The following is a 26,224-nucleotide window of genomic DNA, read 5'->3' as shown; positions in this document are numbered from 1 at the left end:
TTTTATCCCAAGGCCTCAGTCAGGCCTGCGGACGGGTCATCAGCGAGTGCCAAATACCACAATGGTCTTGCCGTGAGCAGAGATGAGCTCCTGCTCTTCCAGCATCTTCAGGATGCGGCCCACGGTTTCACGAGAGCAGCCGACGATCTGGCCGATCTCCTGACGGGTGATCTTGATCTGCATGCCATCCGGGTGGGTCATGGCATCCGGCTGTTTGGCCAGGTTGAGCAGGGTCTGGGCGATCCGGCCGGTCACATCCAGGAAGGCGAGGTTACCCACTTTCTGGCTGGTGTGTTGCAGGCGCTTGGCCATCTGGCCAGAGAGACGCATCAGAATGTCCGGGTTGACCTGGATCAGCTGGCGGAACTTCTTGTAGGATATCTCTGCCACTTCGCAAGAGCCTTTGGCGCGAACCCAGGCGGAGCGCTCGGGGTTCTCGTTCTCCTCGAACATCCCCATCTCGCCCAGGAAATCACCCTGGTTCAGATAGGAGAGGATCATCTCTTTGCCCTCATCGTCCTTGATCAAGACGGCCACAGTGCCCTTGACGATGTAGTAGAGGGTCTCCGCTTTTTCACCCGCATGGATCAGGGTGCTCTTGGCGGGATACTTATGAATGTGGCAGTGCGACAAGAACCATTCCAGGGTGGGATCGCTTTGCGGTTTGCCAATGACCATGAGAATTCCTCTGTAGTGTCTTTTTATGGACTTGTGCGTCCGGGCAAGCTGCCAATCTTGCCATTCCTTGTATTGGTCGCAGTAGGATAAGAGCCTTTGCCTGTGCTGACAAGGCTTTGCGGGCTTTTGACAGAGCCCTTTGAGTAATGCCTGCTGCGCCGCTTCGGCCATTCTAGGGAAGATAGAGGTCGGAGATGTTGATTTTGATCTATTTCCATCCCAACTCCCCCTGTTCGGCAGAGATAAGCGACTGGGTTATGCTAGGGATCCATCATTATGATTAACAGGAGAGAGTGCGAGATGAAAGCCAAGGTCAGCTGGGTGGAAGGGATGAAGTTTGTGGGTGAGAGTGAATCCGGTCACAAGGTGATCCTGGATGGTGCCAACCCCGGTGAGGGGGCCAGCCCGATGGAGATGATCCTGCTGGCGGTCGGTGGCTGCAGCTCCATTGATGTGGTCTCCATCCTCGAAAAAGCGCGCCAGTCGGTGACCGCATGCCATGTTGATGTCAGTGGCGAACGGGTCGATAGCGTGCCCCGGGTTTTCGAGAAGATTAATCTGCACTTCGTGGTGACGGGCAAGGGATTGGCAGAGAAACAGGTGGCCAGAGCGGTCGATCTGTCGATGGAAAAATACTGTTCTGTTTCCCTGATGTTGGAAAAAGCGGTACAAATTACCCATAGTTATCAAATTGTTGAAGCTTGATAACGATAGTTTCGTTGGTACCCTGGCATAAGGCCGTTACGTAAGGCCACTGCACAAGGCCATGACATAAAGCCATTACATAAGGAAAGTGCAATGAAAAAATTGATCGCTCTGCTTCCCCTTTTGGGCCTGGCGGCGTGCAGTAGCCCACAACCTACCCAGTATCAATACAGCCAATACCAGTGTGGCGAAGAGATGCTGGCCGTTACCTATGATGCCCAGGCTGACATGGTGCAGTTCCCCTATGCCGGGGTTTATCACAAGCTGGCGCGTGTTGAGTCTGAATCTGGCGCCAAATATTCCGACAGTGTCACCACCTTCTGGAATCAGGACAAACAGGCTCTCCTCACCCAGAAAGGGGTGACGCTGCTGACCTGTACGCTTAAATAAGTGGCCACAGATATCTGAAGGCGTGCAGCTTTATGTCCGAGTCTGGCCTAGGCCGGATTGGGTCAAGAGGTTGAGACCACAAAAAACGGCTTGCCGGGAAGCAAGCCGTTTTTCTATCCATCCGTTATCACTAAACAAGCGCTAGTTGGTGGGGACGCGATTGAGCAGCTCGGCCGCGAGCTGTTGGCTAAGCGCCTGACGTTGGGTGTCTGCAATGCTCACGTCGCTGGTCAGCTGGATGATGCTGCTCCAGACCGCTTTCTGGGTTTTGCGATCGAGCAGCACGATGGCCAGCGACCCTTTGCGCTGGTTGGCCGAGGCATATACCCCGGGCGTCATGCCAAGACGGGCGAAAATCTCGCCGTCACTCATATCCTTGCCGCCTGCGACGCCGATGGCGACCCACAGATCCGCCTCGTCGAGCGGTGCACTCTGCCACCCCTTGCCATTGAGCTCCCGGCTTACCGCCTGCTGCATTGGCTCCAGCCACCCTTCCGCCAACTCACCGGCAAATTGATACTGTTCGGCCAGGGCGTAGCGCGGGGTTGCACCATAGGTCCAGTTGCCCATCGGGCGAACCAGCATGGTACCGGACTCTAGCGTGGGGGCCGCTGGCCCGCTGCTGCAACCGCCAAGCAGGGCGAGCAGTGCCACAGAGAGATAAGCAAGCCGCATCGTGAACTCCTTTGAATCAGGTTATTTTGCCGGTTTCGATCAATTGCTGGATGAGCGGGCGCAGGATCAGCTCCATCGCAAAGCCCATCTTGCCACCCGGCACCACTATGGTGTTCATCCGCGACATGAATGAGCCATCGATCATCGACAGCAGGTAGGGGAAATCCACCTGCTTGATACCGCGAAACCGGATCACCAGCATACTCTCGTCCAGACTCGGGATCACCTTGGCGCTGAAGGGGTTGGAGGTATCCACCGTCGGTACTCGCTGGAAGTTGATATGGGTGCGCGAGAACTGCGGGGTGATGAAGTTGATGTAGTCATCCATGGAGCGAACGATGGAGTCGGTCACTGCCTCGCGGGAATGCCCTCGCTCCGAGGTATCGCGGATCAGCTTCTGGATCCACTCCAGATTGACGATGGGCACTACGCCGATCAGAAAATCCACGTGGCGCGCCACATTGTGATCCTCGGTGACCACGCCGCCGTGCAGCCCTTCATAAAACAGCAGATCGGTATTGCTGGGCAGATGCTGCCAGGGTGTGAAGGTACCGGGCATCTGGTTGAAGGGCACTGCCTCGTCAAAGCTGTGCAGGTAGCGGCGATACTGGCCATTGCCATCCTGCCCATAGCCCTGAAAAAAGCTCTCCAGCAGGCCGAAGTCATTGGCCTCAGGGCCAAAATAGCTGATATGACGCCCCTGTTCGCGCGCCTTGCGGATCGCTACATCCATTTCCGGTCGGGTGTAGCGGTGAAAACTGTCACCTTCCACCACAGCCGCGGTATATCCCAGTTGATGGAACATGGAGCGAAAGGCGTTGGTGGAGGTGGAGGTGCCGGCTCCGGACGAACCGGTAACGGCAATAATGGGGTGCTTGGCCGACATGGGATTCTCTCTTCCTTGGGAATTCCGTTATAAGGTCCGGATTGCGGTTGGGTCAAGACTGCTCGATGAAGCGGTCTTTCATCACGATATTCACCGATTCGTGCAGCTCGCTATAGACGATGACAGCTTTGCCTTGCTGTAATTGTTCTCTCACTGCATCGACTTTGACGCCAAGCGGTACATCCTGCTCTCCATATTCGGTTCCTTCCTGCAACACAAAGTGTTCGATCAGGTTGGTCAGGGTGTCGCCGTCCAGTTCTTGCCAGGGAATGATCATTTAAAGGTCTCACAGCAAAAGAGGTGATCGTCAGGCTATTGTTGTGTTGAATCCCGCGAATGCAATCACTTTTTACCTTTTCACCGGAGTCTGAGAGATGTTGTCTGAAGCGCAGCGCAGCGCGCCGTTAACCCTGACAGAGCATCTGGACAGCGCACGTCGAGAGGCGATTGCCCGAGGCATGGTGTGGTTCTGGTTGTTGAACTGTCTGGTGGTATTGTTTCTTTCGATACGCTACGAGGTTTACAGCCAGGTCGGGCTCGCCAGTGATGACAGCTTGCCCTGGCGCTTTCAGAGTGAGCTGGCCCTGGTCATGGTGGTGCTATTGCTGCTACCTGTTGTCAGCCTGTTTTGTGACCATCTGCAGGATCGCCTCTGGTTACGGATGGCTGCGCTGGTGATGGTGCTATGGGGCGGACTCTGGACGCTGCACATCTACACGATTGGTCAGGTGGAGCTGCGGGGAGGGGTCAGTTATGCCAACGGGATCATGCGGCTCAACCTGCTGGCTGCGCTCATTGCATTTTATCCCGATCGCAAGGTTTTTTATGGCTATCTCTTGGGCCCGATGACGGTGGGTGTGGGGTTGGAACTCTTTTTACGCGTCGATTTTCCCCAGATCTACCTGCTTGGCGTGTTGTTTGGCGTGATTGCGCTGGAGGTCGGCCGCCGCATGCTGCACCGCTGGTTTGAGTTGGCGATCATGCGGGAGCATGAAAATCTGACGCTGCTACGCAAACTTGATCAGCTCGCCAAGCAAGATCCTCTGACCGGTGTCGCCAACCGGCGGCATTTCAATATCGAGTTGGATCGCGCGTTAGCCCATAGCCAGGAGAGCGGCGCTCCGCTATCGCTCATCCTGATCGATGTGGACTATTTCAAGCGCTTCAACGACCACTACGGCCATCAGGTGGGGGATATGTGCCTCAAGGAGGTGGCACAAGCGCTCAACCGTGCGGTTCGCACGCCATCTGATCTGGTGGCCCGCTATGGCGGAGAGGAGTTTGTGCTGCTGCTGCCCAATACCGACCGTCAGGCGGCGGCCAGCGTGGCGCAGCGGCTGCAAGATGGCCTGGCCAGCCTGCAGCTGGAGCATCTGGCGTCCGATGTTGCCCCCTGGGTGACGGTGAGTCAGGGGATTGCCAGCAATGTCTCCGGCGAAGAGGCGAGCCAGTTGCTGGAGCGGGCCGATCAGGCGCTCTATCGGGCCAAGGAGTCGGGACGCAATCAGTTCTGTGTTACAGAGTGACTCTGTTCGGCAATCCAGCGGCTGATCCGCTCATCCAGCCAAAACCGCGGCCGCCAGGGCGTGCCGTGCAAAAAGCCGACATGGCCGCCGCGCTGGCTCAACTCATAGCGCACCGTGGGCGAGAGTTGCTCCGGCCGGGGAATGACCGCGTGTGACATAAAGGGATCGTCGGCGGCGTGCAGGATAAGGGTAGGGATGGGGATTTGAGCCAGCAGCGGTAGCCCCGAGCAGCTCTGGTAGTAGTGGTTGGCACTGTGAAAGCCGTGCAGTGGCGCGGTGACCAGCTCGTCAAAATCGCGCAGGGTAGCAATCTGTTCCACTTGTCGAGGTTGCCAGCGTTCACTCGCTTTCTGCTGCTGGCGGATCTTGCTGAGCAAATTGCGGCGCATGGTGCGCAGCAGATAGTTCTGATAGACCTTCGAGAAGCCCTGATTGACCCGCTCGGCGCAGCTCGCCAGTTGCAGCGGGGCCGAGACCACCACCGCCGCTTTCAATGCCGCAGGACAGCCCCGCGCCAGCAGATTGATCAGCATATTACCACCCAGTGAAAAGCCGATGGCGATCAGCGGTTTGCCCGGGAAGCGCTGGCTCAGCTCGGCAATCAGCTCCTGCGCATCACCGATGGCGCCGGAGTGATAGGCCTGAAGATGGCGATTGGGCTCGCCGCTGCAACCGCGAAAGTGCATCAGCACAGCCTCTCTGCCCTCTTGCTGCAGATGGGCGAACAATCCCTTGGCATAGTGGGAGTGAATGCTCCCCTCCAGCCCGTGAAACACCACTATCAGCGGCCGTTCATCAAGGCTGACTTCCCCGCTCCAGGCGAGGTCGACAAAGTCCCCATCCTGCAGTTCAAACCGCTCCGCCACAAATCGGGCAGGGGTGCGGCGCAGCCATTTGGGCAATATGGTCTGCAGATGAGAATTGCGGGCCCACCAGGGGGCGTGGAAGTGGCTCTCGGTCAGCATGGGGTCAGTCGGTCTGGGTCGAAGATAAGGAGGACGGGAGGCGTGTTCCTCCCGCCAGTCATTGGCTTATTTCAGCAGGCGATCGTGATGTTCGGCGCCGCGCAGCATGGCCTGGATCAGCTCATTGGCCTCGAACTTGGTCAGCGCCTCATGAGCACCCACCTGATGGGCCCGCTCCACGCTGATCTCGCTGGAGAGCGAAGTGTGCAAGATGATGTAGGCCCCCGCCAGTTTGCTGTCGCTCTGTACCTCGAAGGCCAGCTCGTAGCCATCAAGCCCCGGCATCTCGATATCGCTCACCAGAATGTCGATTGGGGTCTTCTGGCTCGCCCGCGTCTGCATCAGGGTCAGTGCATCCTTGCCATTGGTGCAGACTTCATAGGGGATATTGATGTAGTCGAGGGCGGCCATCAGCTGACGGCGGGCGACCGAAGAGTCATCAACCAGCAGGATCCGCATCGGCTTGATCCGTTCCCGCTGCACATCGGTCAGTACCGGATAGAGGTGGCTCGGATCATCCGGATAGACCCGGGAGAGGATCAGCTCCACATCCAGCAGCTGGATCAGCTGGTCATTGACCCGGGTCACGCCGGTTACGAACACATTGTGGCCGAGGGAGGCGGGGGGCGATTCGATATCGCGCCAGTTGCACTCGGTGATCTTGTCGATGCCCCGTACCAGAAAGCCCACCAGGGTACGGCGGCAGTCGGTAATGATGATGAAGCAGTGGGGCATCTCCTCCTTGCTGATGGGGCGATAGCCTACCGCCATCGCCATGTCGATCACCGGAATAGTGGAGCCGCGCATATTGGCGGCCCCCAACACGGTCGGGTGCGAGTGGGGCATTGCCGTCAGCTGGGTGTAGGGCACTATCTCCTTCACTTTGAGAGTACCGATGGCAAAGGATTGTTTGGCTGAAAGGTGAAACAGCAACATGCCCTGGGATTGATTGGCTTTGCTCGTCATGGCAGATGTCCTGTTGGTCGAAACGTTGGCAGTCACTTCAGGCCTCTAGCATAAAGGATTACGGGGGGAATGGCCCTTCCTTGTTAACGACCATCTGGCAAAAAACTGGACTCATTCAGCCAATTTCGTTCGCGCACTCACACCGGCGTCCGGTTATTGATCACCATCCTCGCCAACGCCCCACTGCTGGCAGGCCGCTTGCAATGCGGTCTCATCGGCATAACCCAGCTTGCTGGCCACCTGCGCGGGTTTGCTGCCGCCCTTGAGCAATCTGAGCGCCTGCAGCAGTTGCCACTGTTGTTGCAATGCAGACCCTTCCACTGGCGCATCGACTTGTTGTGCCCACAGTTGCAGAGACTCCGGTTGGCCATTGGCCAGCGCTTGCCAGCAGGCTTGCAGCTCACCGTGACCCTGCTGGCTGATGGCACACTGTTGCAGCTCATCCAGGATCACCTGCAGTCGCTGACCGTAGGCCCCTTGCCACTCTTTCGGACGTTGCCACCGGGCCAGCGAGTCGAGCAGGGCATCGAGCAGCGGGGGGGTCTGCAGCCAGCCTGCCTGCTGCGGCTGAGCCACGCGCAAAGAGACATTCAGCTGATCGTACTCGCAACCGCTGAGGGGGCTGAAGGCCGCAAGGGCATCGGCGCAGAGCCAGAAGCTGCTGCCAGCCGGCAGCAACAGCTCATGTTGACCCAGTCTCAGCAACGCGGCGCCCCGGGTGATCCGCAACAGCTGCCCGACCGGAGTTCGTTTGCGGTTGCCGGCGTGCAGGCCCTGGCAGGAAAAATGGTGATACTCGATGGCGTGATGCATGTAAAAACCCTGATATGATGCTGCCTGGAGGTAACAAATATGGAAACCAGACGTAAAAAACGCTTCATTGCCGGTGCGGTTTGCCCGGCGTGCGGCAAGTTGGACAACATGATGCTGTATCTGGAGCATGGAGTCGAGAAGGTGACCTGCGTCGCCTGTGGCGATACCCAGGTACAAACGCCTGCCGAGGTCGACAAGCAGACTCGCGAGGCGGAAGAGGTGATCGGGGTGTTTCGCCCCTGATAAGGCAACGGCGGGTGGAATGCGGGCCTTCTCGCTGACGCTGCTGCCGTTTTTTTCGTCACTCCGTGGCGCCGCACGCCATATGCGCGGCCCGCTTTTTAGGGTATTCTGAGCCCGTTTTTTTCTATCCGCAGGATCCTGACATGAAAGTAGCTCCTCTGAGCGTGGTTACGCTGGAATACACAGTCACCGACGAGCACGGTGAAGTCATCGACAGCACTGTCGGCAAAGAGCCGCTGGTCTATCTGCACGGCACCCGTTACCTGGTCTCAGGCCTGGAAGCCGAGCTGGAAGGTCGCGCGGTAGGTGAAGCCTTCGAAGTGACTCTGGCACCGAGCCAGGCCTACGGCGAATATGACGAGACACTGGTACAAGAAGTACCGGGCGAGCTGTTCGACGGCATGGAAGTCTCCGAAGGGGATACTTTTGTGGCTGAAACCGACGATGGTCACCGTCCGGTGACCGTGGTTGAAGTGTCCGAAGAGTTCGTCAAGGTAGATGGCAACCATCCGCTGGCTGGCGTGACTCTGGGCTTCAAGGTCGAGATCAAGGACGTGCGCGCCGCCACTGCCGAAGAGCTGTCTCACGGCCACGTTCACGGTGCCGGTGGTTGCGGTCACGATCACGGTCATGACCACGATCACGGCGGCTGCTGTGGCGGTCATGGTCACGACCACGATGAGGATCACGGCCACGGCGGTTGCTGCGGTGGTGCTGGCCACGGTCACGATCATGGTCACGACCACGGTGACGACCATGGTCACGGCGGCTGCTGCGGTGGCAGCGGTTGTGGTGGCAAAGGCCATCACCACTGATCACGGCCATGCCGATGATAAAAAACCCGCGATACTCGCGGGTTTTTTATTGGCTGACAGTGATGCCGAACCATGTTGCCTGACCAGAGATGGCGCCGGATCAGTAGTGCGGCGGCGGGGTCTCTTCGGCCATGCTGGCAATCTGGCTGGGTTGTACGCTTTGCAGTTTGTCGATCAGCAGCTGGATCTGGTATTTGAGCCGATCGAGTTCACGGCCCTGGGTGGTTACCTCGTCGTTGAGCTGCTCTATGGTGTACTCCGCATAGGCGAGACGGGTTTCCAGGGTTTCGATGCGATCGTTAAGTTGCTGACTCATGGGCCTTCGGGTCCTTACTTGATTGTCCAGATTTCGGCCAGACCACTGGAGCTGGCACTGACAAGGTGGCTATTGTCGCGCAAAGCGACGCCGTAGACCACTGCGCTGGGCGGTTTCACCTTGGGTTGCGGCGAGACGCGCCAGCTCTGCAGCAGGGCACCATCGCTCACTTGCCACAGGGAGAGCTGACGGGAAGGGGCGCCGGTGATCAGCCACTTGCCATCGTTGGCAAAGCGGGCGCTGGTGTAGACCTCGAAGCGGTGATCATATTTCAGCTGACTCACCTCCTTGCCGGTTTTCAGATCCCAGATGCTGGCCCGGCTGCTGTCGGCGGTGAAGGCGTAGCGGCCGCTCGGCTCCAGTCTGGCCATGATCACCCGGCCACCATGGTTGAAGCGCCAGATCACCTGCCCGCTACGGGTATCCCACAGATAGGCGCTGTAGTCGTTGCCTCCGGTCAGGGCGTAGCGACCGTTAGCGGAGAGATCGACCGTATTGACCTGTTCGGTGTGCCCCAGAAACTGCAGACGACGACCGCTTCGGGTATCGAGCCACTCGGCCTTGCCATCTTCTCGCCCGATCAGCACATAACGACCGTCGGCAGAGAGCGCGATGTCCCTCAGCCTGGATTCAGGAAGTGAGTAGTAGCCTTGTGATTGCCCGTCGTTCAGCCGCCAGGTAGCAAAGGTGTCTGGGGTGGCGGTGACGGCATGGCTGTTGCCTTCGGAAAAGCGGGTAATGAATACCAGGTCTTCCGCAGAGTCGGATTGCTTCCAGCGCCAGCGTTGACGGTTCTGTTCCAGATCCCAGACGATGATGCCCTGGCTGATGCTGGAGACGATGGCCTGCTTGCCATCACTGGAGAGATCTGCGGTCAGCAGACCCGTGCTGGCGAGGGTCATTTGCTGGTTGGGTTGGGAGCTTTGCTCGCAACCGGTGAGCATTAAACAGAGGCTCACCAGATAAATGGCACTTTTTATCATTTTTGCGGTCTCACGCTTTTGTTACCTGCGATCACGGCGTTAGTATAAGGCGCTTATCACGATAAACCTCTCATTTCACGATGGAACCGAGAGCGGTATTTGGAGTTTGGAGAAACTGATGAACAAATTTCTGAAGGTGTCCCTGTTGGCGGCGGCCGTTGCCGTCGGTTTGACTGCTTGCCAAAAAGACGAGAAGCCTGCTGCGGCCAATACCGCCGAAGTGAAGGCAGAAGCCAGCAAGCCGGCAGAGGCGACCAAGGCCGAAGCCAAGAGCTTTGAAGAGCAATCTGGCTACGCAATTGGCCTCTCCATGGGTCGTTACATCGCCAATACCCTGGAGCGTCAGCAGGAACTGGGCATCAAACTGGACAACGCCGTGATCCTGAAAGGGGTGACTGACGGTCTGGGCAAAGAAGCCAAGATGACTGATGAAGAGATCCAGAAGGTGCTGCAGGATTACGACGCCAAGATCAACGAGCTGACCAAGGCCAAGGCCGAGAAAGACGCCGTTGAGAATCTGAAGAAGGGCGAAGAGTTTCTGGCTGCCAACGCCAAGAAAGAGGGTGTGAAGAGCACTGAATCCGGCCTGCAGTACGTGGTCGAGAAGATGGGCACTGGCGCCAAGCCGAAATCTACCGACATCGTCAAGGTGCACTACACCGGTACCCTGACCGACGGCACCAAGTTCGACAGCTCCGTCGATCGCGGCGAGCCGGCTACCTTCCCGCTCAACCAGGTTATCCCGGGTTGGACCGAAGGTGTGCAGCTGATGCCGGTTGGCTCCAAGTTCAAGTTCTTCCTGCCGTCCAAGCTGGCCTATGGCGAGCACGGTGCAGGCTCCATCCCGGCGAATGCCGTACTGGTGTTTGACGTTGAGCTGCTGGCTATCGAGAAGCCGACTGCAGACGATGCCAAGAAGTAATCTTTTCTTGTAGTGAAAAACGGCTCCTTAAGGAGCCGTTTTTACTTGTGTATTCCCTGCAATCGCGGGATAACAGAGCTGTCTTGGCGTTGGGTTTGCGCGCGAAAATAAGGCAAAATAGATCGCAGAATCAAATACAAGGATGAGTCCAGTGGCTGAAAATAAATCGCGTGTCCTGCTGGTGGAAGATACACGTAGTCTGGCGGTGGTCTATGAACAGTACCTGCGCCAGGAGGGGTATGAGGTGGTGCTGGCCGACTGTGGTCAGCAAGCGTTGGCGCAGTTGCTGGCAAGTCCTCCCCCCGTGGTGCTGCTGGATCTGGAGCTGCCGGATATGTCCGGTATGGATATTCTGCAAATGATCACCGAACAGCAGTTGCCCTGCTCTGTGGTAGTGATCACCGCCCATGGTTCGGTGGATGTGGCAGTGGAGGCGATGCGCCTCGGAGCCTTCGATTTTCTGACCAAGCCGTTTGACAGCAAGCGGCTCTGCGCCACCGTTCGCAATGCCTTGAAACACCAGCAGTTGAGCTCGCTGGTTGCCCACTATCGGGAGAACTTCGAGCGCAGCTCCTTCTTCGGTTTTATCGGTGCCTCCATGTCGATGCTGGCGGTCTATCGCATCATCGAGAGCGCTGCGCCCAGCAAGGCGACCGTCTTTATCACTGGCGAGAGCGGCACCGGCAAAGAGGTGTGTGCCGAGGCGATTCACCAGTGCAGTCCCCGCAGCGAACAGCCCTTTATTGCCCTCAACTGCGCCGCCATTCCCCACGATTTGATGGAGAGCGAGATCTTTGGTCATGTGAAGGGCTCTTTTACCGGTGCCCAGGGGGATCGCAAAGGGGCGGCCAGTCTGGCTGATGGCGGTACCCTGTTTCTCGACGAGATCTGCGAGATGGACCTGGATCTGCAGAGCAAGCTGCTGCGCTTTATCCAGACCGGCACAGTGCAGCGAGTCGGCAGCGGCAAGCTCGAGACGGTGGATGTGCGCTTTATCTGCGCCACCAACCGGGATCCGCTGGTGGAGGTGAAAGCGGGCCGTTTTCGCGAGGATCTCTACTATCGGCTCCACGTCATTCCCCTCACCCTGCCGCCGCTGCGGGAGCGGGGTGAGGATATACTGCTGCTGGCGCGTACCCTGTTGCAGAGCTACGCCAAGGAGGAGAACAAACGCTTCAAGGATTTCGATGTCGAGGCGGCGCGAGTGCTGCTCGACTACCCTTGGCCTGGCAACGTACGCGAGCTGCAGAACGTGGTGCGCAATATCGTGGTGCTCAATGATAAGGAGTTGGTGAGCCCGGATATTCTGCCGCCACCGCTCAATGGGGTTCGCCCCCAGCTGCCGGCTGCGATTGCGGCAGCGGTGACATCGGCTCCGGCCACCACCGGGGTGGCCAACGGGCCAATTCGTCCGCTCTGGCTGGTGGAGAAAGAGGTGATCGAACAGGCCATCGCCAGCTGTGATGGCAATATTCCCAAGGCGGCGGCCCTGCTCGAGATCAGCCCCTCCACCATTTACCGTAAAAAGCAGGGGTGGGAAGAGTCCAATCGGGCCTGAACCATTTTGCCAGCAGAAAGGGCGGCTAGTGTGCCGCCCTTGCTATTTTGGGGATCAGAGTTTGGCGAGGCGCTTGAGGCGGGCCAGTCGCTCCCCCTCGTTGGCGCTGAACCAGCGGTCCTGCGACAACAGAAACCAGGCGCGGGAGAAGTATTCCGCGGCCAGCGGATCGTCGAGTACCAAGGCATTCTCCCCCAGCTCCTCGAACAGATAACCATCCTCTGGTTCGCCAGCCTCGGCCATATCGGCCTTGAGCTGGTGCAGCTCTGCCAGCGCCTGCTGGTGCTGACCCTGGGCCCGGGTCAGGCGAGCCAGACTCCAGCGAGCGATAAACGCCTTGGCCGGCTGGTTATGTTGTAGATGCCAGGCCAGACACTTCTGCTGCTGGATTTTCGCCTCATCAAAGCGGCCCAATTCGAACAGGGTCCAGCCCTGATTGTTGTAAAGGGGGGCCAGCCAGCCACGCACCTTCTCGTCACTGCTGCGTTCCGCCAGCTCCATCGCCAGTTGATGCCAGCGGCTCTGCTCTTCCAGTGGTGCGGCGATGGCGATCATGTGAGCGGCGTCGATGGCGAGATAGGTTTCTTTCTCCTTGAGCCCCCATTGCCAGGCTTGTTCAAACAGCGGTTTGGCACTGGCTTTGTCGCCCGCCGAGTTAAAGGTGCGGCCCCGTTCCAGCAGGGCCCGGATCCGCGCTCTGGGGGTTGTGTCGGTGAGGCGGGGCTCTATCTCGTCGAGCAGCTGATGGGCTTCGGCAAACTGGCGCTGCAGCGAGTGGGTGCGGGCAATTTGGGTCAGCAACTCCAGTTCGAGTTGCAGGTCGGCGGCGGTGCGCGCTTTGGGAAGAAGGGTGTGAAAACGCAATGCGCTGGCGGCGGGATCCTGATAATCCCACAGCGCCATGAAATCGGGCGGATTGTCCATTTGGCCTCCTTGCTGGTTATCCTGTCACCAAGATGCCTGCAGGCCATTGTTTGTACAAGGGGCGCCCGTCACAGAGCGCCCCTTGAGTCATGTTAATGGCTGTGGCCGGTTGCTCAGTAGACCATAGCCAGGCTCATCAGCATCAGACCGAGGGCGGCAAAGGCCCCCTCTTTGATGGCGAGCCGTGGCACCAGCGCCTTGGGCAGGGCCGGAAACAGGCTCAGGGCAAAGCCAAGGCCCGGCATCAACCAGTGGAACGCCGGATCGCGCAGGGCGGGATCGGCGGCACCATTGATGATGATCAGCAAAATAAACACGGTGAAGGCCGGCAGGATAAACCAGCGTACCCCACCGGCGGCGACCGCCCGCAGCGGCGAAATGCGATAGAGCAGCATGGTCACAAGGAACAGAACAAAAGGGGCCAGCAGATAGAGCGGAGCGGGGTTCATAACATCTTTCCTGAAAACTGATCGTCAAAAAACCGGTTGTCCGGTGCAAGAGGCGCGGGATTTAACCACTCTTCGCAGGTAATCACCAGCAGCCCGGGCCCGGGCTGTGAAGAGGATCCCGGATAAAGGTTTGCTAGCGCGTCTTAATGCAACCAGAACCAGGCTGCTGCAAATCCCAGCCAGCTCAGCACCAGCAAGATCCAGGGCAGGGGATGCTGATGGCTTACTTCAACCAGCTCCAGCTGATCGTCTTGTTCTTCGATTTGGGGCGCGCCCTGTGGCTGCCTGGCTTTGGCCTGCAATTTTTTCTGGCGGCTCGCTTCGCGGGCCCGCGCCTTCATCTGTTTCTTGTATTCGTCGATGCCTTTCTGGATCCCTTGTGCGATAAGTTGGGTCTGTTCCTTGGTCTGCCCCGGCTTCTGGTTGGCACGGGCAATTTTCATCGCCTCCTGCTGGGTCTCGGGGGAAATCTTGTCGTACTTGGCCATCAAATCATCTCCTCGGGCATGGCTGGCTGGGGAGTATGCCATAAAGGCGCGTCCGGGTGGCGCCTCCTTGGTGCGGGAGGGGAGCAAGTGAGTGACTGCTCAACAAAAAACCTGATAAATCAGCAGGAAGCCGGATGTTGGGCCGAAGATCACAATTAGCAGAATTTGTGAGTCATCGATGAAAAACGGTCATCTGTTGTTTGTTATATTGGCGCCCGACCCGCTGGACAGGGTTGATAAATAACAAAACAATCAAGGTGATATGGAAATGAATAATAACTTTATCAAAGGTGGCGTGGCACTGGCCGTGCTTGCTGCACTGACTGGCTGTAATACCTCGAGCAATGACACCGTTGCACCCTGCACCGAAAATGTCTGCAAACTGACCATCCTGCACACCAACGATACCCACGGCCGTTTCTGGCACAACGCTGAAAATGAGTATGGTATGGCTGCCCAGAAGACTCTGGTCGAGCAGCTGCGTGCCGATGCCAAGGCTGCTGGCAGTGACGTACTGGTTCTTTCCGGTGGTGATGTGAATACCGGGGTGCCGGAGTCCGATCTGCAGGACGCCGAGCCTGACTTCATGGCGATGAACAACATTCGCTACGATGCCATGGCGGTGGGCAACCATGAATTCGACAATCCCCTCAGCGTACTGGAGAAGCAGCGCAAGTGGGCCCAGTTCCCCATGCTCTCGGCCAACATCTATGACAAGGCCAGCGGCAAACACTACTTTGACCCCTACAAGGTGTTCAAGCTGGAGAGCGGTCTCAAGGTCGCCGTACTGGGCCTGACCACCGAAGATACCGCCCAGCTGGTTGACCCCAACAACGTGCAGACCCTGGAGTTCCGCGATCCGACCAGCGAGGCGGCCAAACTGGGCCAGCAGATACGCAGCAACAAGGAGGCCAATCTGGTCTTCGCCATCACTCACATGGGCCATTACGAGAATGGTCAGCACGGCAGCAATGCGCCGGGCGATGTAGAGATGGCTCGTGCACTGCCGGCAGGGACTCTGGATGCCATCATTGGTGGCCACTCCCAGAATCCGGTCTGTATGGAACCGGGTACCACCAACAAGTACGCCAATTTCAAACCGGGTGATAACTGCCAACCGGACCAGCAAAACGGCACCTGGATCATGCAGGCCCACGAGTGGGGCAAGTATGTGGGCCGTGCCCAGTTTGAGTACCAGAATGGCAAATTGACCCTGACCAGCTATGACCTGATCCCGGTCAACCTGATCAAGCGCAACGCCAAGGGAGAAGCGATCGATGCCAACGGCGCCGTAACCAAGGACCCGGCCAAGATGCAGTTCGTACAGGACGAGATCACCAAGGATCCCGAGCTGTATAACACCCTGCTGGGTTACCAGGAGAAAGGTCAGCAAGAGCTGAATGTCGTCATTGGCTCGGCAGATGGCTTGCTGGTTGGTGATCGCAACTCGGTTCGCAACAAGCAGACCAACCTGGGTCGCCTCATCACCACGGCGACCAGCAGCAAGCTGGGTGTCGACTTTGGTATCGTCAACTCTGGCGGCGTCCGTGACAGCATCCCGGCCGGTGATATCACCTACCGCAGCGTGCTGCTGGTACACCCGTTTGGCAACACAGTCAACAAGGCTGTCATGAAGGGAAGCGATCTGGCGACCTATCTGGGCCAGGTGGCAAGCAAGACCCGCAATACCGGTGGTTATGCCCAGTTTGGCGGTATCAACATGGCGGTGGATTGTCAGGCCAAGAGTGTCAATATCACCAGTATCGGTGGCAAGGCGTTTGATCCGGCAGCAACCTACAGCTTCGCGATCCCGAGCTTCAGCGCCTCCGGTGGTGACGGCTATCCGAAGATCGATACCATCAACGCCGGGTTGGTCGATGCTGCCGTGCTGAAGGAGTACATCGAGATCAAGAAGACCATCAACGTGGCCGATTATCAGCCAGGTAATGAGGTGAGCTATCTGAACTCTGCCTCTACCGAAGGGTGTAATTGATTCGTCAGCGGGGCGCATAGCCCCCAGATGTGCTCCCAAAGGGCAGCCGGTGGCTGCCCTTTGTCGTTGTTTGGGGAGCGGTATCAATGACGATAGCTCTCGCCCGTATCTGGTCAGGTGAGGGGATGAAATGAAAAGAGGCGGCCCATGGGCCGCCTCTTGCGTAGTGACAATCTAAACCTTACAGCTGCTCGATACCAACGATATGCCAGGGGGCATTGTTCTTGGCCAGATCGCGTTCGAGGTGCCACACCTCTTTGATGTCTTCTTCGACCTGCTCCTGACGGTCCATGTAGCGGCCGCTGAAGCGCACGCTCACCTGAGCCCAGTCGCTGCCGTAGTCGGCGCGTACCAGCTGGGTATCCACATACATTACTTCTGTGTGCTGGTCGCCAGTCAGTTCGGCGCGCTCGGCTTTGAGCTGCTCAAACAGCTCGGGGCTGACGTACTCGCGCACCTTTTCCAGATCGTTCTTGTTCCACGCCTCTTGCAGGGTGCGATAGTGATCGCGGGCACCGGCCAGGAAGCTGTTCATGTCAAAGCCTGGCGGCAGGCGGAACGGCACGTCGCTGTCGGCAAAGCCGGTGGCTTGCGGTGCGCTGTTGCTCTGCTCAAACTGCTGCGGGGCAGCGGATTGCGGTGGCTGATAGCCCGCATAGGCCGCCTGTTGTGGTTCTGGCGTAGCGACCTTGCCCTTGCGCAGGGTACGGATCAGGAAGACTGCCCCCAGCGCCAGCAGGGCGATCAGCAGGAAGTCCATTCCTTGCAGACCTTCAAAGGCACCGCTGCCCAGCAGGTAGGCAAACAGGCCGCCAGCCAGCAGGCCGCCCAGCAGGCCACCCATCATGCCGCTCTTTTTCGGCGGAGTCTGGGCATTCAGTGTTGGATTCTTGTTGTCGACCGGTTTGGCCGCAGGCTGGGCCGGCGCAGTTTTGTAACTTTTACCAAAGGATTTGCCGCCGCCAAATTTCTTGGCTTCGGCGTGAGGTGCCCCCAGGCCAATGGCCAGGATCACGGCAAACAGGGTCAGCATCTTTTTCATTTTGACTCTTTTCACTCTCGTCTGTGGGTGGGGCATGCTCCGCTTTGGCAAGCTCAGCAAGGCGCATGGCAGGCTGCCTGTCCCTAATTGTGTCGCAGCTTGTATTCATCAATATCACCTCTGGCATGAATTATTCATGAACGAGGTAGCCGCGATGCGGCGTCAAACAAGAGGAGTAAACCGGATGAAAAGCAGAAGATTGAGTCGCAAGGAGCGCAAAATGCGAAGCAAAATCAAAATGGTCAAGGTAGAGCAGACTCTGGTTTGGCCCTTTATGATGGTATGAGCCGCCAGATAGGGCTCGCCGTAGTTGGCTTTCTTTTGTAAAATTCCCGTCCCCTTCCCGCTGCGGTTTTTATGTGTATGGCAGAGCAAGTGACGGCGAAAAAAGACGCCAAGACACAACAGCTGAAAGTTCCTCCCCACTCTTTTGAGGCCGAACAGTCCGTACTGGGCGGCCTGATGCTGGATAACGATGCCTGGGATCGGGTTGCCGAACGGGTGATCGATCAGGATTTCTACAGCCGTCCGCACCGGTTGATCTTCCAGGCCATGACCCGCCTCTCCAACGCGGGCAACCCCATTGACCTCATCACCCTGCAGGAGGAGCTGGAGCGCTCCGAACAGCTGGAAGAGGCGGGCGGCTTCGCCTATCTGGTGGAGATCGCCAAGAACACCCCGAGTGCCGCCAACATCAACGCCTACGCCGAAATCGTGCGCGAGCGGGCGGTGGTGCGGGAGATGATCTCGGTCGCCAACGAGATAGTCGAAGCAGGCTACGAGCCACAGGGCCGTACCTCCGGCGATCTGCTGGATCTTGCCGAGAGCAAGGTATTCAAGATTGCCGAGCAGCGCACTAGCGCCAACGAGGGGCCCCAGCCCCTGAAGCTGATCCTCGAGCAGACTGTCGACAAGATTGAAGAGCTGTTCAAGACCCCCCACAACGGGGTGACCGGGGTATCGAGCGGTTACAACGATCTCGACAAGATGACCGCCGGTTTGCAGCGTTCGGACTTGATCATCGTGGCGGCCCGTCCCTCCATGGGCAAGACCACCTTTGCCATGAACCTGTGCGAGCATGCGGCCCTCACCGCCGACAAGCCGGTGCTTATCTTCTCGCTGGAGATGCCCTCCGAGCAGATCATCATGCGTATGCTCGCCTCGGTCGGTCGCATCGATCAGACCAAGGTGCGTACCGGTCAGCTCGACGACGAGGATTGGGCACGCCTCTCCTCCACCATGGGATTGCTGCTGGAAAAGGGCAAGATGTATATCGATGACGCCTCCGGCCTCACCCCGACCGATGTGCGCTCCCGTGCCCGTCGGGTGGCACGCGAGCACGGTGGCCTATCCATGATCATGGTGGACTACCTGCAGCTGATGCGGGTGCCGGCGCTCTCCGATAACCGTACCCTGGAGATCGGCGAGATCTCCCGCTCTCTCAAGGCCTTGGCGAAAGAGCTGCAGTGCCCGGTGGTGGCGCTCTCCCAGTTGAACCGAAGCCTGGAACAGCGGGCCGACAAGCGCCCGGTCAACTCGGACCTTCGTGAATCGGGCTCCATCGAGCAGGATGCGGATTTGATCATGTTTATCTATCGTGATGAGGTTTATCACGATGACAGCCCGGACAAGGGGATTGCCGAGATCATTATCGGCAAGCAGCGTAACGGCCCTATCGGTCGGGTGCGCCTCACCTTCCAGGGTCAGTTCTCCCGGTTCGACAACTACGCCGGTCCGGCGTTTGATGACGACTATTGATGTAAACCCAAGGTGATGGCGGATTAGCCATTACCACGACTGCCCTGACCGATAGCCAGTCATTGGCTGCCGCTCAGAGCCTGTTTTCCCGGTTCGACAATTATGCCGGTCCGGCCTTCGACGACGATAAGTGAGTGGCGGTCTTCTGCCCGATGAGGGGGAGACCATTTGTGCCCTCGTAAGGGAAAACCATGAAAGCGGCTACTGCCCAAATCAACACTGCGGCCTTGCGCCACAACCTCGCCGTGGTCAAGCGCCACGCTCCCGCTTGCAAGATCATCGCTGTGGTCAAGGCCAACGCCTATGGCCACGGACTGCTGCCGGTCGCCCGCACCCTGGTGGATGCGGATGCCTATGCGGTGGCCCGTATCGAAGAGGCGCTGATGCTGCGCTCCTGCGCCGTGGTCAAGCCCATCGTGCTGCTGGAGGGCTTCTTCTCCGCCGACGACCTGCCGGTGCTGGCGGCCAACAATCTGCAGACGGCGGTTCACACCTGGGAGCAGCTCGAAGCGCTGGAGCAGGCCGAGCTGCCAGCCCCCGTGGTGGCCTGGCTCAAGCTCGACACCGGCATGCACCGGCTCGGGGTGCGGGCTGACGAGATGCCCGCCTTTATCGAGCGCCTCGGCAAGTGCAAGAACGTGGTGCAGCCGTTCAACATCATGACTCACTTCAGCCGTTCCGATGAGCTGGAGCAGCCCACCACCCGCGAGCAGATCGACTTGTTCAGCAAGTTGACCGCGCCGCTCCTGGGTGAGCGAGCCATGGCCAACTCGGCGGGCATTCTGGCCTGGCCGGACTCCCACTGCGACTGGGTGCGCCCCGGCGTCATCCTCTATGGCGTCTCCCCGTTCCCCAACACGGTAGCGGCCGATTACGACCTGCAGCCGGTGATGACCTTGAAGACCCAGCTGATTGCGGTGCGGGATCACAAGGCGGGCGAGCCGGTGGGCTACGGCGCCAACTGGGTGTCGGATCGCGATACCCGGCTCGGGGTGATCGCCATCGGCTACGGTGACGGTTATCCGCGCATGGCGCCCAATGGCACTTCCGTGCTGATCAACGGCCGCATCGTGCCGCTGGTGGGGCGTGTCTCCATGGATATGAGCACCGTCGATCTGGGCCCGGGCGCGACCGACAAACCCGGCGACGAGGCGGTACTGTGGGGCGAGGGGTTGCCGGTGGAGCGGGTGGCCGATGAGATTGGCACCATTCCGTACGAGCTCATCACCAAGCTCACCTCCCGTGTCTTTATGGAGTACGTCTGATGTGGCAGCAGTGCCTGCTGACTCTGAAGCCCCGTTCGCGGGGCTTTCATCTGGTGACGGACGAGCTGGTGGCCAAGCTGCCGATGCTGGCGGATTACCGGATTGGCATGGCGCACCTGCTGCTGCAACATACCTCCGCCTCGCTCACCCTCAACGAGAATTGCGACCCCAGCGTGCGCAGCGATATGGAGGCCCATCTGCACCGGTTGGCGCCGGAAGATGCCCCCTACTATCGCCACACCTGTGAGGGGCCGGACGACATGCCCGCCCACATCAAATCCTCCCTGCTCGGGGTGAACCTGCAACTGCCGATCCGCGATGGTCAGCTGGCGCTCGGCACCTGGCAGGGGATCTGGCTTGGCGAACATCGCGTCGATGGTGGCGCCCGCAAGGTGCTGGTGACCCTGCAGGGTGAGTAATCAGACAACAACCAGCTGAAAGATGACGATAAAAAAGAGGGATGGCGCCAAGCCATCCCTCTTTTGTTTTTACGGTTTCGCGAGCTATCCGCTGGCAAGTGGCAGGGCGCTCTGCGTGGCTCAGCCGACCTTGAAGGGGGTCAGCTCGGCCAGTGGGCTCGCGTCCATAAGGGCTTGCGGCTCCTGGCCATGTTTGAAGATCTTGAAGTCCTGCGCGCGGGCGCTCCAGTACTCCAGACGCTCGCTGCCGTTTTCTCCGGTGATTTGCAGCAGACTCGCTTCACGCAGGGCCACCACATATTCGCTCGGGTTGATGGCGCAGAACTCAGCCAGACGCTCGTCGCGGGTCTCGCCCATGTGTCCGCTGATGCTGGCATCCAGATAGTGCGGGTTGATTTGCAGCGGGAACAGGCCCAGCGCTGGCAGCACGGCGGCGTTGCAGACCGGCATGTCGTTGGTGGTGCGGATGCTCGGGGTCGCCACGTTGCAACCAGCGCTCCAGCCCACATAGGGGACGCCACGTTCGCGCACAGCACGCTGGATCGGCACGATCAGGCCATTTTCGTGCAGCAGCTGATTCAGGCGCCAGGTGTTGCCGCCGCTGATAAAGATGGCGTCGGCCTGATTGATGGCATCGACCGGATCATCGAAGTGGTGAATGCTGATGGTCTCGATCCCGAGGCTCTCGGTGAGATCATTGGCGCGGGCATCCCAGTCGCTGCGGATCACCGCGTAGGGGATGAGCAGAATGCGCTTGACCTGTTTGCGAGCCAGCAGGCTCTGCACCCGGTCGCGGGCCCAGCCGAGCAGACCCGGAAATTCGTTGGCTTTACCATTGCTAAGCAGAAGCAGTTCCATCAAATCGTTCCTCAAAAAGTGAAAGCGGAGGAGGGAGGGCCACCGGATCCGCCGTGCGGCCGGATGGCAAGAGCGGGCATGCTACCACCATTGGCGTGGCGGTTCTGTGATCGGAGGGCCTATTCAACGGCTATGGATGAGTTATGGATGGATAACTCAATGCCAAGCGGTGGATTAACGAGCAGTGGTCAGCTCGCCACCCATCGCCAATAAAAGACCCCGCCGCAGCGGGGTCATGGCAGAGTTAGTCGAGTTTGAGATCGACCCACACCATGCGGTGATCCGAGCTGACCCCTTTGGCGATGCCGAGTTTCGCATCATAGACCAGGTGATAACCGGCCTCGAAGCTGGCAGGCCAGAAGACGCCGCTTTTGACCGCGTTGAGGTTGGCGGAGGGGATGACGTGATCCAGCTGCAGCACGCTGGAGTTGGTGATGCGTTCCGGGTTGGGGCGATTGAGGTTGCGTTTGCAGTCGGCCCCCTTGCTGACACACTCCGGGCCCCCTTCGCTGACCGGGATCAGGGTGCCATTGGTGATGGCCTGATTCATCAGCGGGTTGTTTAGCAGATCCTGAATGGCGGTCAGGTCACCGTCACCGGTGAGCGGATCGGCGTTGAGATCACCCGCGATAACGAACTTGGCGTTTTGGGCCAGCCCACCCTTGGTGCCCTTGTCATCGGTCATGTAGTTGAGACCCTTGACGTAATCGTTCCAGAAGGCGATCTCGGCGCGGTTGTGCTTGACGGTGTGACGCGCCGCGTTGGCAAAGATCGGCGGGGTCGGGTGGGAGATCAGGAAGTGGATCACCTCTTCCCCTTTCTCGGTCTTGATCCGTACCGGCACATCGGCGTGGTTCTTGGAGGAGAGCGGGTACTGCTGCCAGGCTGCGTCTGAATACCAGGCATCACCACACTGGCGGCTGGCCGGGATCTTGACCTTGGGATTGTTGCAGTCATCGATGATGGGGTTCTGCTCGCCCGGCATATCCTTCCACTTGAAGTTCTGGAAGGTGCGGATCTGCTTGGTGTCGATGGGGTATTTGGACATCACCGCAAAGGCGTACTGGCCGTGGTAGTTGCCAAAGCCCCAGGCATCGTCGGGGCCGCTGTTGACCTTGCCATCCAAATTGAGGTCATAACCGCTCATCAGGCCGGTGTTGGTGGCGAAGTTCTGCATCACCGGATAGCTGATGGCCGTCACCTCTGCGTGCTGGGCGTGGGCCAGATAGTTGTCGTTGAAGGCTTTCAGATCGGCGGTGCTCTCGCCTTTGCCGTCGTTGTCGAACTCGTTGAGCAGGAACACATCCGGACGGGTGCGCTGGATGATCTCCGCCACGTTGCGGATCTGCTGCACGTTCTTGGCTTTGGTTTCCGTGGCGCCGCTCAGGCTCCCTTCGGCGAGGCGCGCCAGCAGGGCATCCTGCTCGGTGCGGGTCAAGGCCAGCTCACCGGTCAGCATACCGGCGGCAGTGCGGTCAAAAGAGAGGTTGAAGGTGGCAAAACGAACCATGGGATCAGCTGCCTTTGAGTCGTTGTCGCTGTTGCAGCCAGCCAGCATCCCGAGGGAGATGGCAGCGGCCAGTAGGGTCTTGTTGATATTTTTCATTGTAATTATTCCGTAGCATCAATGAGTTATGCCTTCTGTGAGGCGGCGCCATTATAAGTAGACGGCGATGCTGCGGGGATTTTGCCTGAGCAAAGTGTGAGGATATTCACACCACATATCTGGCGATGATGAATGTTAGCAGGGCGATATGGGGTGTGAAAAACCGGTTTATATGCTGCAGTTTCCGGGATGAATAGCGCGCTTCCAGCCGTTACCGCACTCTGAATTTGTCACACCACCATCGGCAGGCCGCTCTCGGGGTGGTGGATCACCTGTGCCGGATAGTCATAGAGCCGGGCGATCAGCTCGGGGGTGAGCACTTCGGCAGGCGTGCCATCGGCCATCAGCTTGCCCCGCTCCAGCATCACCAGCCGGTCGGCATAGCGCGCCGCCAGATTGAGGTCGTGCAGCACCACCAGCACAGCTGTATTGCGGCTGGCCAGGGCGCGCGCCATGGTGAGCAGCTGATGCTGGTATTTCAGATCCAGCGCCGAGGTGGGTTCGTCGAGCAGCAGCAAGCGGGGTTGCTCGGCCTGCTCGGTCGGAGAGGGGGCCTGCCAGATCTGCGCCAGCACCCGGGCAAACTGCACCCGCTGCCGCTCGCCGCCGGAGAGCCCCGGATAGAGCCGCTTGGCAAGATGCTCGACCCCGGCATGGTTCATGGCCGCCGCCACAATTTCGTCACGCCGCGCCGCCGGTTCACTGTGGGGCAAGCGCCCCATGGCGACCACTTCCTCGCAGAGAAAGGGGAAGTTGAGTGAGGAGCTTTGCGGCAATACCCCGAGTCGGTGGGCCAGCTGGCTGCTGTCCCACTGCTGGCGATCTGCGCCAAACAGGGTGATGGAACCCTCATATTCCAGCTCGCCGGTCAGACACTTGAGCAGTGAGCTCTTGCCCGCCCCGTTGGGGCCGAGCAGCGCGGTGAGGGTACCGCTCTCGAGGTCGAGATTGAGCCCATCCAGGATCTGGCGCTGGCCACGGCGCAGGCTGAGTCGGCTGCAGCTCAACAGGGGGGCGGAGAGTGAGGATGAGAGTGGTTGCATAACAGTCCGTATCACAGGGCGCGGCGGCCTTTTACCAGCAGCCAGATGAAGAAGGGGGCGCCGAGCAGGGCGGTGATGATGCCCACCGGCAGCTCGGCCGGGGCCAGCAGGGTGCGTGCCAGCATATCGGCTGCCAGCAGCAGGGCGGCGCCAAGCAGGGCCGAGAGAGGCAGCAACCTGACGTGGTTGGGGCCTGCCAGCAGGCGCACCAGATGGGGCACTACCAGCCCGACGAAGCCGATCATCCCCGATACCGCTACCGCCACCCCGACGCCTGCGGCGGTGAGCAGAATCAGGCGGCGCTTGAGGGATTGCACATTGACTCCCAGATGACGAGCCTCTCCTTCACCCAGCAGCAGGGCGTTGAGGGGATTGGCATCGCGCATAAAGAGCCACAGCAGGGCCGCCAGGGTGAGCAGGGCCAGCGCCACATCGGCCGGTTTGCCTGCCGCCAGCGTGCCCATCTGCCACAGGCTCAGATTGCGGAGCATCTGATCGTCCGCCAGATAGGTGAGCAGGCCGATCACTGCACCGGAGAGCGCCGTGATGGCGACCCCGGCCAGCAGCATGACGGTGACCGAGGTGCCGCCCTCACGGGTGCCGAGCAGATAAACTAGGGTGGTGGTGAGCGCGCCGCCGAGAAAGGCGAGCAGCGGCAGCAGACCAACCCCGATGGTGGCTTGCAGCTGCTGGCCGAGGGGGGCCAGCAGCACGATGGCGAGCGCCGCGCCGAGCGCCGCACCGCCGGAGACACCTATGATGCCGGGGTCAGCCAGGGGGTTGCGAAACAGCCCCTGCATCACGGCGCCACAGAGCCCGAGGATCCCCCCCACTGCGATGCAGAGCAGGGTTCTCGGCAGGCGAATTTCCTGCACGATCAGCAGCTTGTGTGACTCAATCCCGCTCTCCTGCCCGGCAAACAGCGCCCGCAGACTCTCGCCCAGGGTGAGGGTCATGGGGCCGGTTGCCAGCGAACCGAGCAGCAACAGTGCCAGTGCAGCCGTGGTGAAGGCCAGCAGCCAGGAGAGGGGCAAGCGCATCATGACCCCTGCTTGATCCACTGGGCGATCTGGTTCGCCTGTTGCAGGGAGTTGAGGCTCAGGCCCCCTTGCAGGGCGTGGCCGTCGATGGCGTGAATGGCGTTACGCTTGCCAGCCGGGGTGGCGGCCAGGGCGGGCACTTCCGCCAGCACCTTGGCCGGATCGGCATATTGCTGCCAGTCACGACCGCTGACCAGCACCAGATCGGGCTGCATCTCGATGAGGGATTCTGCGGATACCGGCTTGTAGTTGCGCAACTCGGCGACCGGATTGATGCCGCCTGCCAGCGAGATCAGCGCGCTGGCTGTGGTGTCCCCCCCGGCGATGCTGGTGGGTTGCCCCTTGTGCAGCAGCAGGAAGGCGACCTTGAGCGGTTTGTTCTGTTTGGCTTGCGCCGCCAGCTGAGCGGTTTGGGCCTGGATCTCTGCCTTCAGGCGATCGCCAGCGGCTTTATCGCCCAGCAGGCTGGCGAGGGTGTCGATACGCTGGTTGAGGTTGGCGAGAGTCGGCGCGGTATCCAGCACCTCCACCTTGACCCCGGCACGGCGCAGCTGATCCAGGGTCGGGGCCGGCCCCATCTCGTCGCTGCCCACCAGTCGGGTGGGGGAGATGCTCAGGATCCCTTCGGCGGCCAGCGCCCGGTGATAACCCACCTTGGGCAACCCTTTTGGCAAGGGACTGCTGACATCGGTGGCGATCAGGCTCGATTCACCGCCAAGGGCCAGAATGAGTTCTGTGGTGGCCGGGCCGATACTGACGATACGCTCTTTCTGGCCGTCGGCGGCAACGGCAGAGAAGGGAGAGAGTGAACTGCAGAGCAGGGTGATGGCGAGGGCAAGACGACGGCCCATGCTAACCTCCGAAGGGGTGAATGAAACGGGTGTGCCGCCGAGAATAT

At 59.4% G+C, this 26,224-nt stretch carries 29 protein-coding genes; 11 read left to right on the top strand and 18 right to left on the bottom strand.

All coding sequences use genetic code 11. The annotated features are described in order from the left end of the window. Positions 1-39: 39 nt before the first annotated feature. The gene (gene crp / locus VF684_RS08655) at positions 40-678 is read right to left on the bottom strand and encodes a cAMP-activated global transcriptional regulator CRP (RefSeq protein ID WP_005335304.1); all 639 of its coding nucleotides are present in this window, start codon (positions 676-678) and stop codon (positions 40-42) included. A 300-nt stretch (positions 679-978) separates the two neighbouring features. Between crp and VF684_RS08650 the strand changes: the two genes are divergently transcribed. Both VF684_RS08650 and VF684_RS08645 read left to right on the top strand, forming a co-directional pair. Then, positions 979-1,383, top strand: a complete 405-nt coding sequence (locus VF684_RS08650; RefSeq protein ID WP_005362569.1) for an OsmC family protein — start codon at positions 979-981, stop codon at positions 1,381-1,383. 93 nt (positions 1,384-1,476) lie between these two features. Then, positions 1,477-1,773, top strand: coding sequence for an MliC family protein (locus VF684_RS08645; RefSeq protein WP_040067985.1), 297 nt, complete (start codon positions 1,477-1,479; stop codon positions 1,771-1,773). 141 nt (positions 1,774-1,914) lie between these two features. Here the strand turns inward: VF684_RS08645 and VF684_RS08640 are convergent, their stop codons facing one another. From VF684_RS08640 to VF684_RS08630, 3 genes are read right to left on the bottom strand one after another with little or no spacing between them, the layout of a single operon-like run. After that, positions 1,915-2,448 carry a DUF4136 domain-containing protein gene (locus VF684_RS08640; protein ID WP_139441995.1) on the bottom strand — a complete coding sequence of 178 codons (534 nt, stop codon included), beginning with the start codon at positions 2,446-2,448 and terminating at the stop codon, positions 1,915-1,917. A gap of 16 nt (positions 2,449-2,464) precedes the next feature. Next, positions 2,465-3,334, bottom strand: a complete 870-nt coding sequence (locus tag VF684_RS08635; RefSeq protein ID WP_005335299.1) for a phosphoribulokinase — start codon at positions 3,332-3,334, stop codon at positions 2,465-2,467. 52 nt (positions 3,335-3,386) lie between these two features. Next, positions 3,387-3,611, bottom strand: a complete 225-nt coding sequence (locus VF684_RS08630) for a YheU family protein (RefSeq protein WP_005335298.1) — start codon at positions 3,609-3,611, stop codon at positions 3,387-3,389. A gap of 97 nt (positions 3,612-3,708) precedes the next feature. Between VF684_RS08630 and VF684_RS08625 the strand changes: the two genes are divergently transcribed. Continuing rightward, positions 3,709-4,860, top strand: coding sequence for a GGDEF domain-containing protein (locus VF684_RS08625; RefSeq protein WP_139441996.1), 1,152 nt, complete (start codon positions 3,709-3,711; stop codon positions 4,858-4,860). Here VF684_RS08625 and VF684_RS08620 read toward each other — a convergent pair. From VF684_RS08620 to VF684_RS08610, 3 genes are all read right to left on the bottom strand, one after another. After that, complete coding sequence (locus tag VF684_RS08620) at positions 4,839-5,825, bottom strand: hydrolase (protein WP_139441997.1); 987 nt, start codon at positions 5,823-5,825, stop codon at positions 4,839-4,841. The two genes, VF684_RS08625 and VF684_RS08620, sit on opposite strands and share 22 nt — an antisense overlap. A 66-nt stretch (positions 5,826-5,891) precedes the next feature. Then, entirely contained in the window at positions 5,892-6,791 is a 900-nt protein-coding gene (locus tag VF684_RS08615; protein ID WP_005335289.1) for a chemotaxis protein, read from the bottom strand. Positions 6,792-6,944: 153 nt separating this feature from the next. Next, positions 6,945-7,604, bottom strand: coding sequence for a hypothetical protein (locus VF684_RS08610; RefSeq protein WP_139441998.1), 660 nt, complete (start codon positions 7,602-7,604; stop codon positions 6,945-6,947). Between the two features lie 39 nt (positions 7,605-7,643). On the opposite strand from VF684_RS08610, the gene VF684_RS08605 reads away from it, so the two are divergent. Both VF684_RS08605 and slyD read left to right on the top strand, forming a co-directional pair. Continuing rightward, a complete protein-coding gene (locus VF684_RS08605; RefSeq protein ID WP_005335287.1) occupies positions 7,644-7,847 on the top strand; it encodes a YheV family putative zinc ribbon protein in 204 nt (67 codons plus the stop codon). A 143-nt stretch (positions 7,848-7,990) separates the two neighbouring features. Then, on the top strand, positions 7,991-8,662 hold the full coding sequence (gene slyD, locus VF684_RS08600) for a peptidylprolyl isomerase (protein WP_440174147.1): 672 nt from the start codon (positions 7,991-7,993) through the stop codon (positions 8,660-8,662). A gap of 100 nt (positions 8,663-8,762) precedes the next feature. Here slyD and VF684_RS08595 read toward each other — a convergent pair whose 3' ends face one another. Together VF684_RS08595 and VF684_RS08590 are read right to left on the bottom strand one after the other, a co-directional pair. After that, a complete protein-coding gene (locus VF684_RS08595) occupies positions 8,763-8,978 on the bottom strand; it encodes a SlyX family protein (RefSeq protein ID WP_005335285.1) in 216 nt (71 codons plus the stop codon). Between the two features lie 14 nt (positions 8,979-8,992). Continuing rightward, entirely contained in the window at positions 8,993-9,961 is a 969-nt protein-coding gene (locus VF684_RS08590) for a hypothetical protein (protein ID WP_118854657.1), read from the bottom strand. Positions 9,962-10,079: 118 nt separating this feature from the next. On the opposite strand from VF684_RS08590, the gene fkpA reads away from it, so the two are divergent. Together fkpA and VF684_RS08580 are read left to right on the top strand one after the other, a co-directional pair. Beyond that, positions 10,080-10,883 (top strand): FKBP-type peptidyl-prolyl cis-trans isomerase, encoded by an 804-nt coding sequence (fkpA, locus tag VF684_RS08585; protein WP_005335283.1) that lies wholly within the window; start codon positions 10,080-10,082, stop codon positions 10,881-10,883. Positions 10,884-11,034: 151 nt separating this feature from the next. Further along, positions 11,035-12,441, top strand: a complete 1,407-nt coding sequence (locus VF684_RS08580; RefSeq protein ID WP_376899783.1) for a sigma-54-dependent transcriptional regulator — start codon at positions 11,035-11,037, stop codon at positions 12,439-12,441. Positions 12,442-12,495: 54 nt separating this feature from the next. Here the strand turns inward: VF684_RS08580 and VF684_RS08575 are convergent, their stop codons facing one another. The 3 genes from VF684_RS08575 to VF684_RS08565 all read right to left on the bottom strand — a co-directional run bounded on the left by VF684_RS08575 (position 12,496) and on the right by VF684_RS08565 (position 14,302). Further along, positions 12,496-13,365, bottom strand: coding sequence for a hypothetical protein (locus tag VF684_RS08575; protein ID WP_139442000.1), 870 nt, complete (start codon positions 13,363-13,365; stop codon positions 12,496-12,498). Between the two features lie 113 nt (positions 13,366-13,478). After that, positions 13,479-13,814: a hypothetical protein gene (locus tag VF684_RS08570; protein WP_139442001.1), complete on the bottom strand. Its 336-nt coding sequence runs from the start codon at positions 13,812-13,814 to the stop codon at positions 13,479-13,481. A gap of 143 nt (positions 13,815-13,957) precedes the next feature. Next, on the bottom strand, positions 13,958-14,302 hold the full coding sequence (locus VF684_RS08565; protein ID WP_064335603.1) for a DUF2956 domain-containing protein: 345 nt from the start codon (positions 14,300-14,302) through the stop codon (positions 13,958-13,960). A 268-nt stretch (positions 14,303-14,570) separates the two neighbouring features. Here VF684_RS08565 and ushA point away from each other — a divergent pair, with 268 nt between their 5' ends. After that, on the top strand, positions 14,571-16,295 hold the full coding sequence (gene ushA, locus VF684_RS08560) for a bifunctional UDP-sugar hydrolase/5'-nucleotidase UshA (RefSeq protein WP_005335278.1): 1,725 nt from the start codon (positions 14,571-14,573) through the stop codon (positions 16,293-16,295). Positions 16,296-16,476: 181 nt separating this feature from the next. Here ushA and VF684_RS08555 read toward each other — a convergent pair whose 3' ends face one another. Next, the gene (locus VF684_RS08555) at positions 16,477-17,337 is read right to left on the bottom strand and encodes a Tim44 domain-containing protein (RefSeq protein WP_005362538.1); all 861 of its coding nucleotides are present in this window, start codon (positions 17,335-17,337) and stop codon (positions 16,477-16,479) included. Between the two features lie 363 nt (positions 17,338-17,700). On the opposite strand from VF684_RS08555, the gene dnaB reads away from it, so the two are divergent. From dnaB to VF684_RS08540, 3 genes are all read left to right on the top strand, one after another. Then, positions 17,701-19,095: a replicative DNA helicase gene (dnaB, locus tag VF684_RS08550; RefSeq protein ID WP_026035132.1), complete on the top strand. Its 1,395-nt coding sequence runs from the start codon at positions 17,701-17,703 to the stop codon at positions 19,093-19,095. A gap of 191 nt (positions 19,096-19,286) precedes the next feature. Beyond that, positions 19,287-20,360 (top strand): alanine racemase, encoded by a 1,074-nt coding sequence (gene alr, locus VF684_RS08545; protein ID WP_139442003.1) that lies wholly within the window; start codon positions 19,287-19,289, stop codon positions 20,358-20,360. After that, the gene (locus VF684_RS08540; protein ID WP_139730830.1) at positions 20,360-20,779 is read left to right on the top strand and encodes a secondary thiamine-phosphate synthase enzyme YjbQ; all 420 of its coding nucleotides are present in this window, start codon (positions 20,360-20,362) and stop codon (positions 20,777-20,779) included. Before alr ends, VF684_RS08540 begins: the two co-directional genes overlap by 1 nt. 120 nt (positions 20,780-20,899) lie before the next feature. On the opposite strand, the gene pepE is transcribed toward VF684_RS08540, so the two are convergent. The 5 genes from pepE to VF684_RS08515 all read right to left on the bottom strand — a co-directional run bounded on the left by pepE (position 20,900) and on the right by VF684_RS08515 (position 26,177). Beyond that, positions 20,900-21,637 (bottom strand): dipeptidase PepE, encoded by a 738-nt coding sequence (gene pepE, locus VF684_RS08535; RefSeq protein WP_376899787.1) that lies wholly within the window; start codon positions 21,635-21,637, stop codon positions 20,900-20,902. 244 nt (positions 21,638-21,881) lie between these two features. Then, complete coding sequence (locus tag VF684_RS08530) at positions 21,882-23,243, bottom strand: endonuclease/exonuclease/phosphatase family protein (RefSeq protein WP_376899789.1); 1,362 nt, start codon at positions 23,241-23,243, stop codon at positions 21,882-21,884. A gap of 230 nt (positions 23,244-23,473) precedes the next feature. Further along, positions 23,474-24,286, bottom strand: a complete 813-nt coding sequence (locus VF684_RS08525; RefSeq protein WP_376899791.1) for a heme ABC transporter ATP-binding protein — start codon at positions 24,284-24,286, stop codon at positions 23,474-23,476. Between the two features lie 11 nt (positions 24,287-24,297). Next, positions 24,298-25,329, bottom strand: a complete 1,032-nt coding sequence (locus tag VF684_RS08520; protein WP_005335261.1) for a FecCD family ABC transporter permease — start codon at positions 25,327-25,329, stop codon at positions 24,298-24,300. Beyond that, positions 25,326-26,177 (bottom strand): heme/hemin ABC transporter substrate-binding protein, encoded by an 852-nt coding sequence (locus VF684_RS08515; protein ID WP_376899793.1) that lies wholly within the window; start codon positions 26,175-26,177, stop codon positions 25,326-25,328. The genes VF684_RS08520 and VF684_RS08515 overlap by 4 nt, the downstream gene beginning before the upstream one ends. Between the last annotated feature and the right edge of the window lie 47 nt (positions 26,178-26,224).

Source organism: Aeromonas sp. Lyrl_2 (genome assembly GCF_051948815.1).
GTDB classification, from domain to species: Bacteria; Pseudomonadota; Gammaproteobacteria; order Enterobacterales; family Aeromonadaceae; genus Aeromonas; species Aeromonas veronii.
Note: the sequence above shows the minus strand (reverse complement) of the source record. Positions and strands in the feature narration are given on the sequence as shown.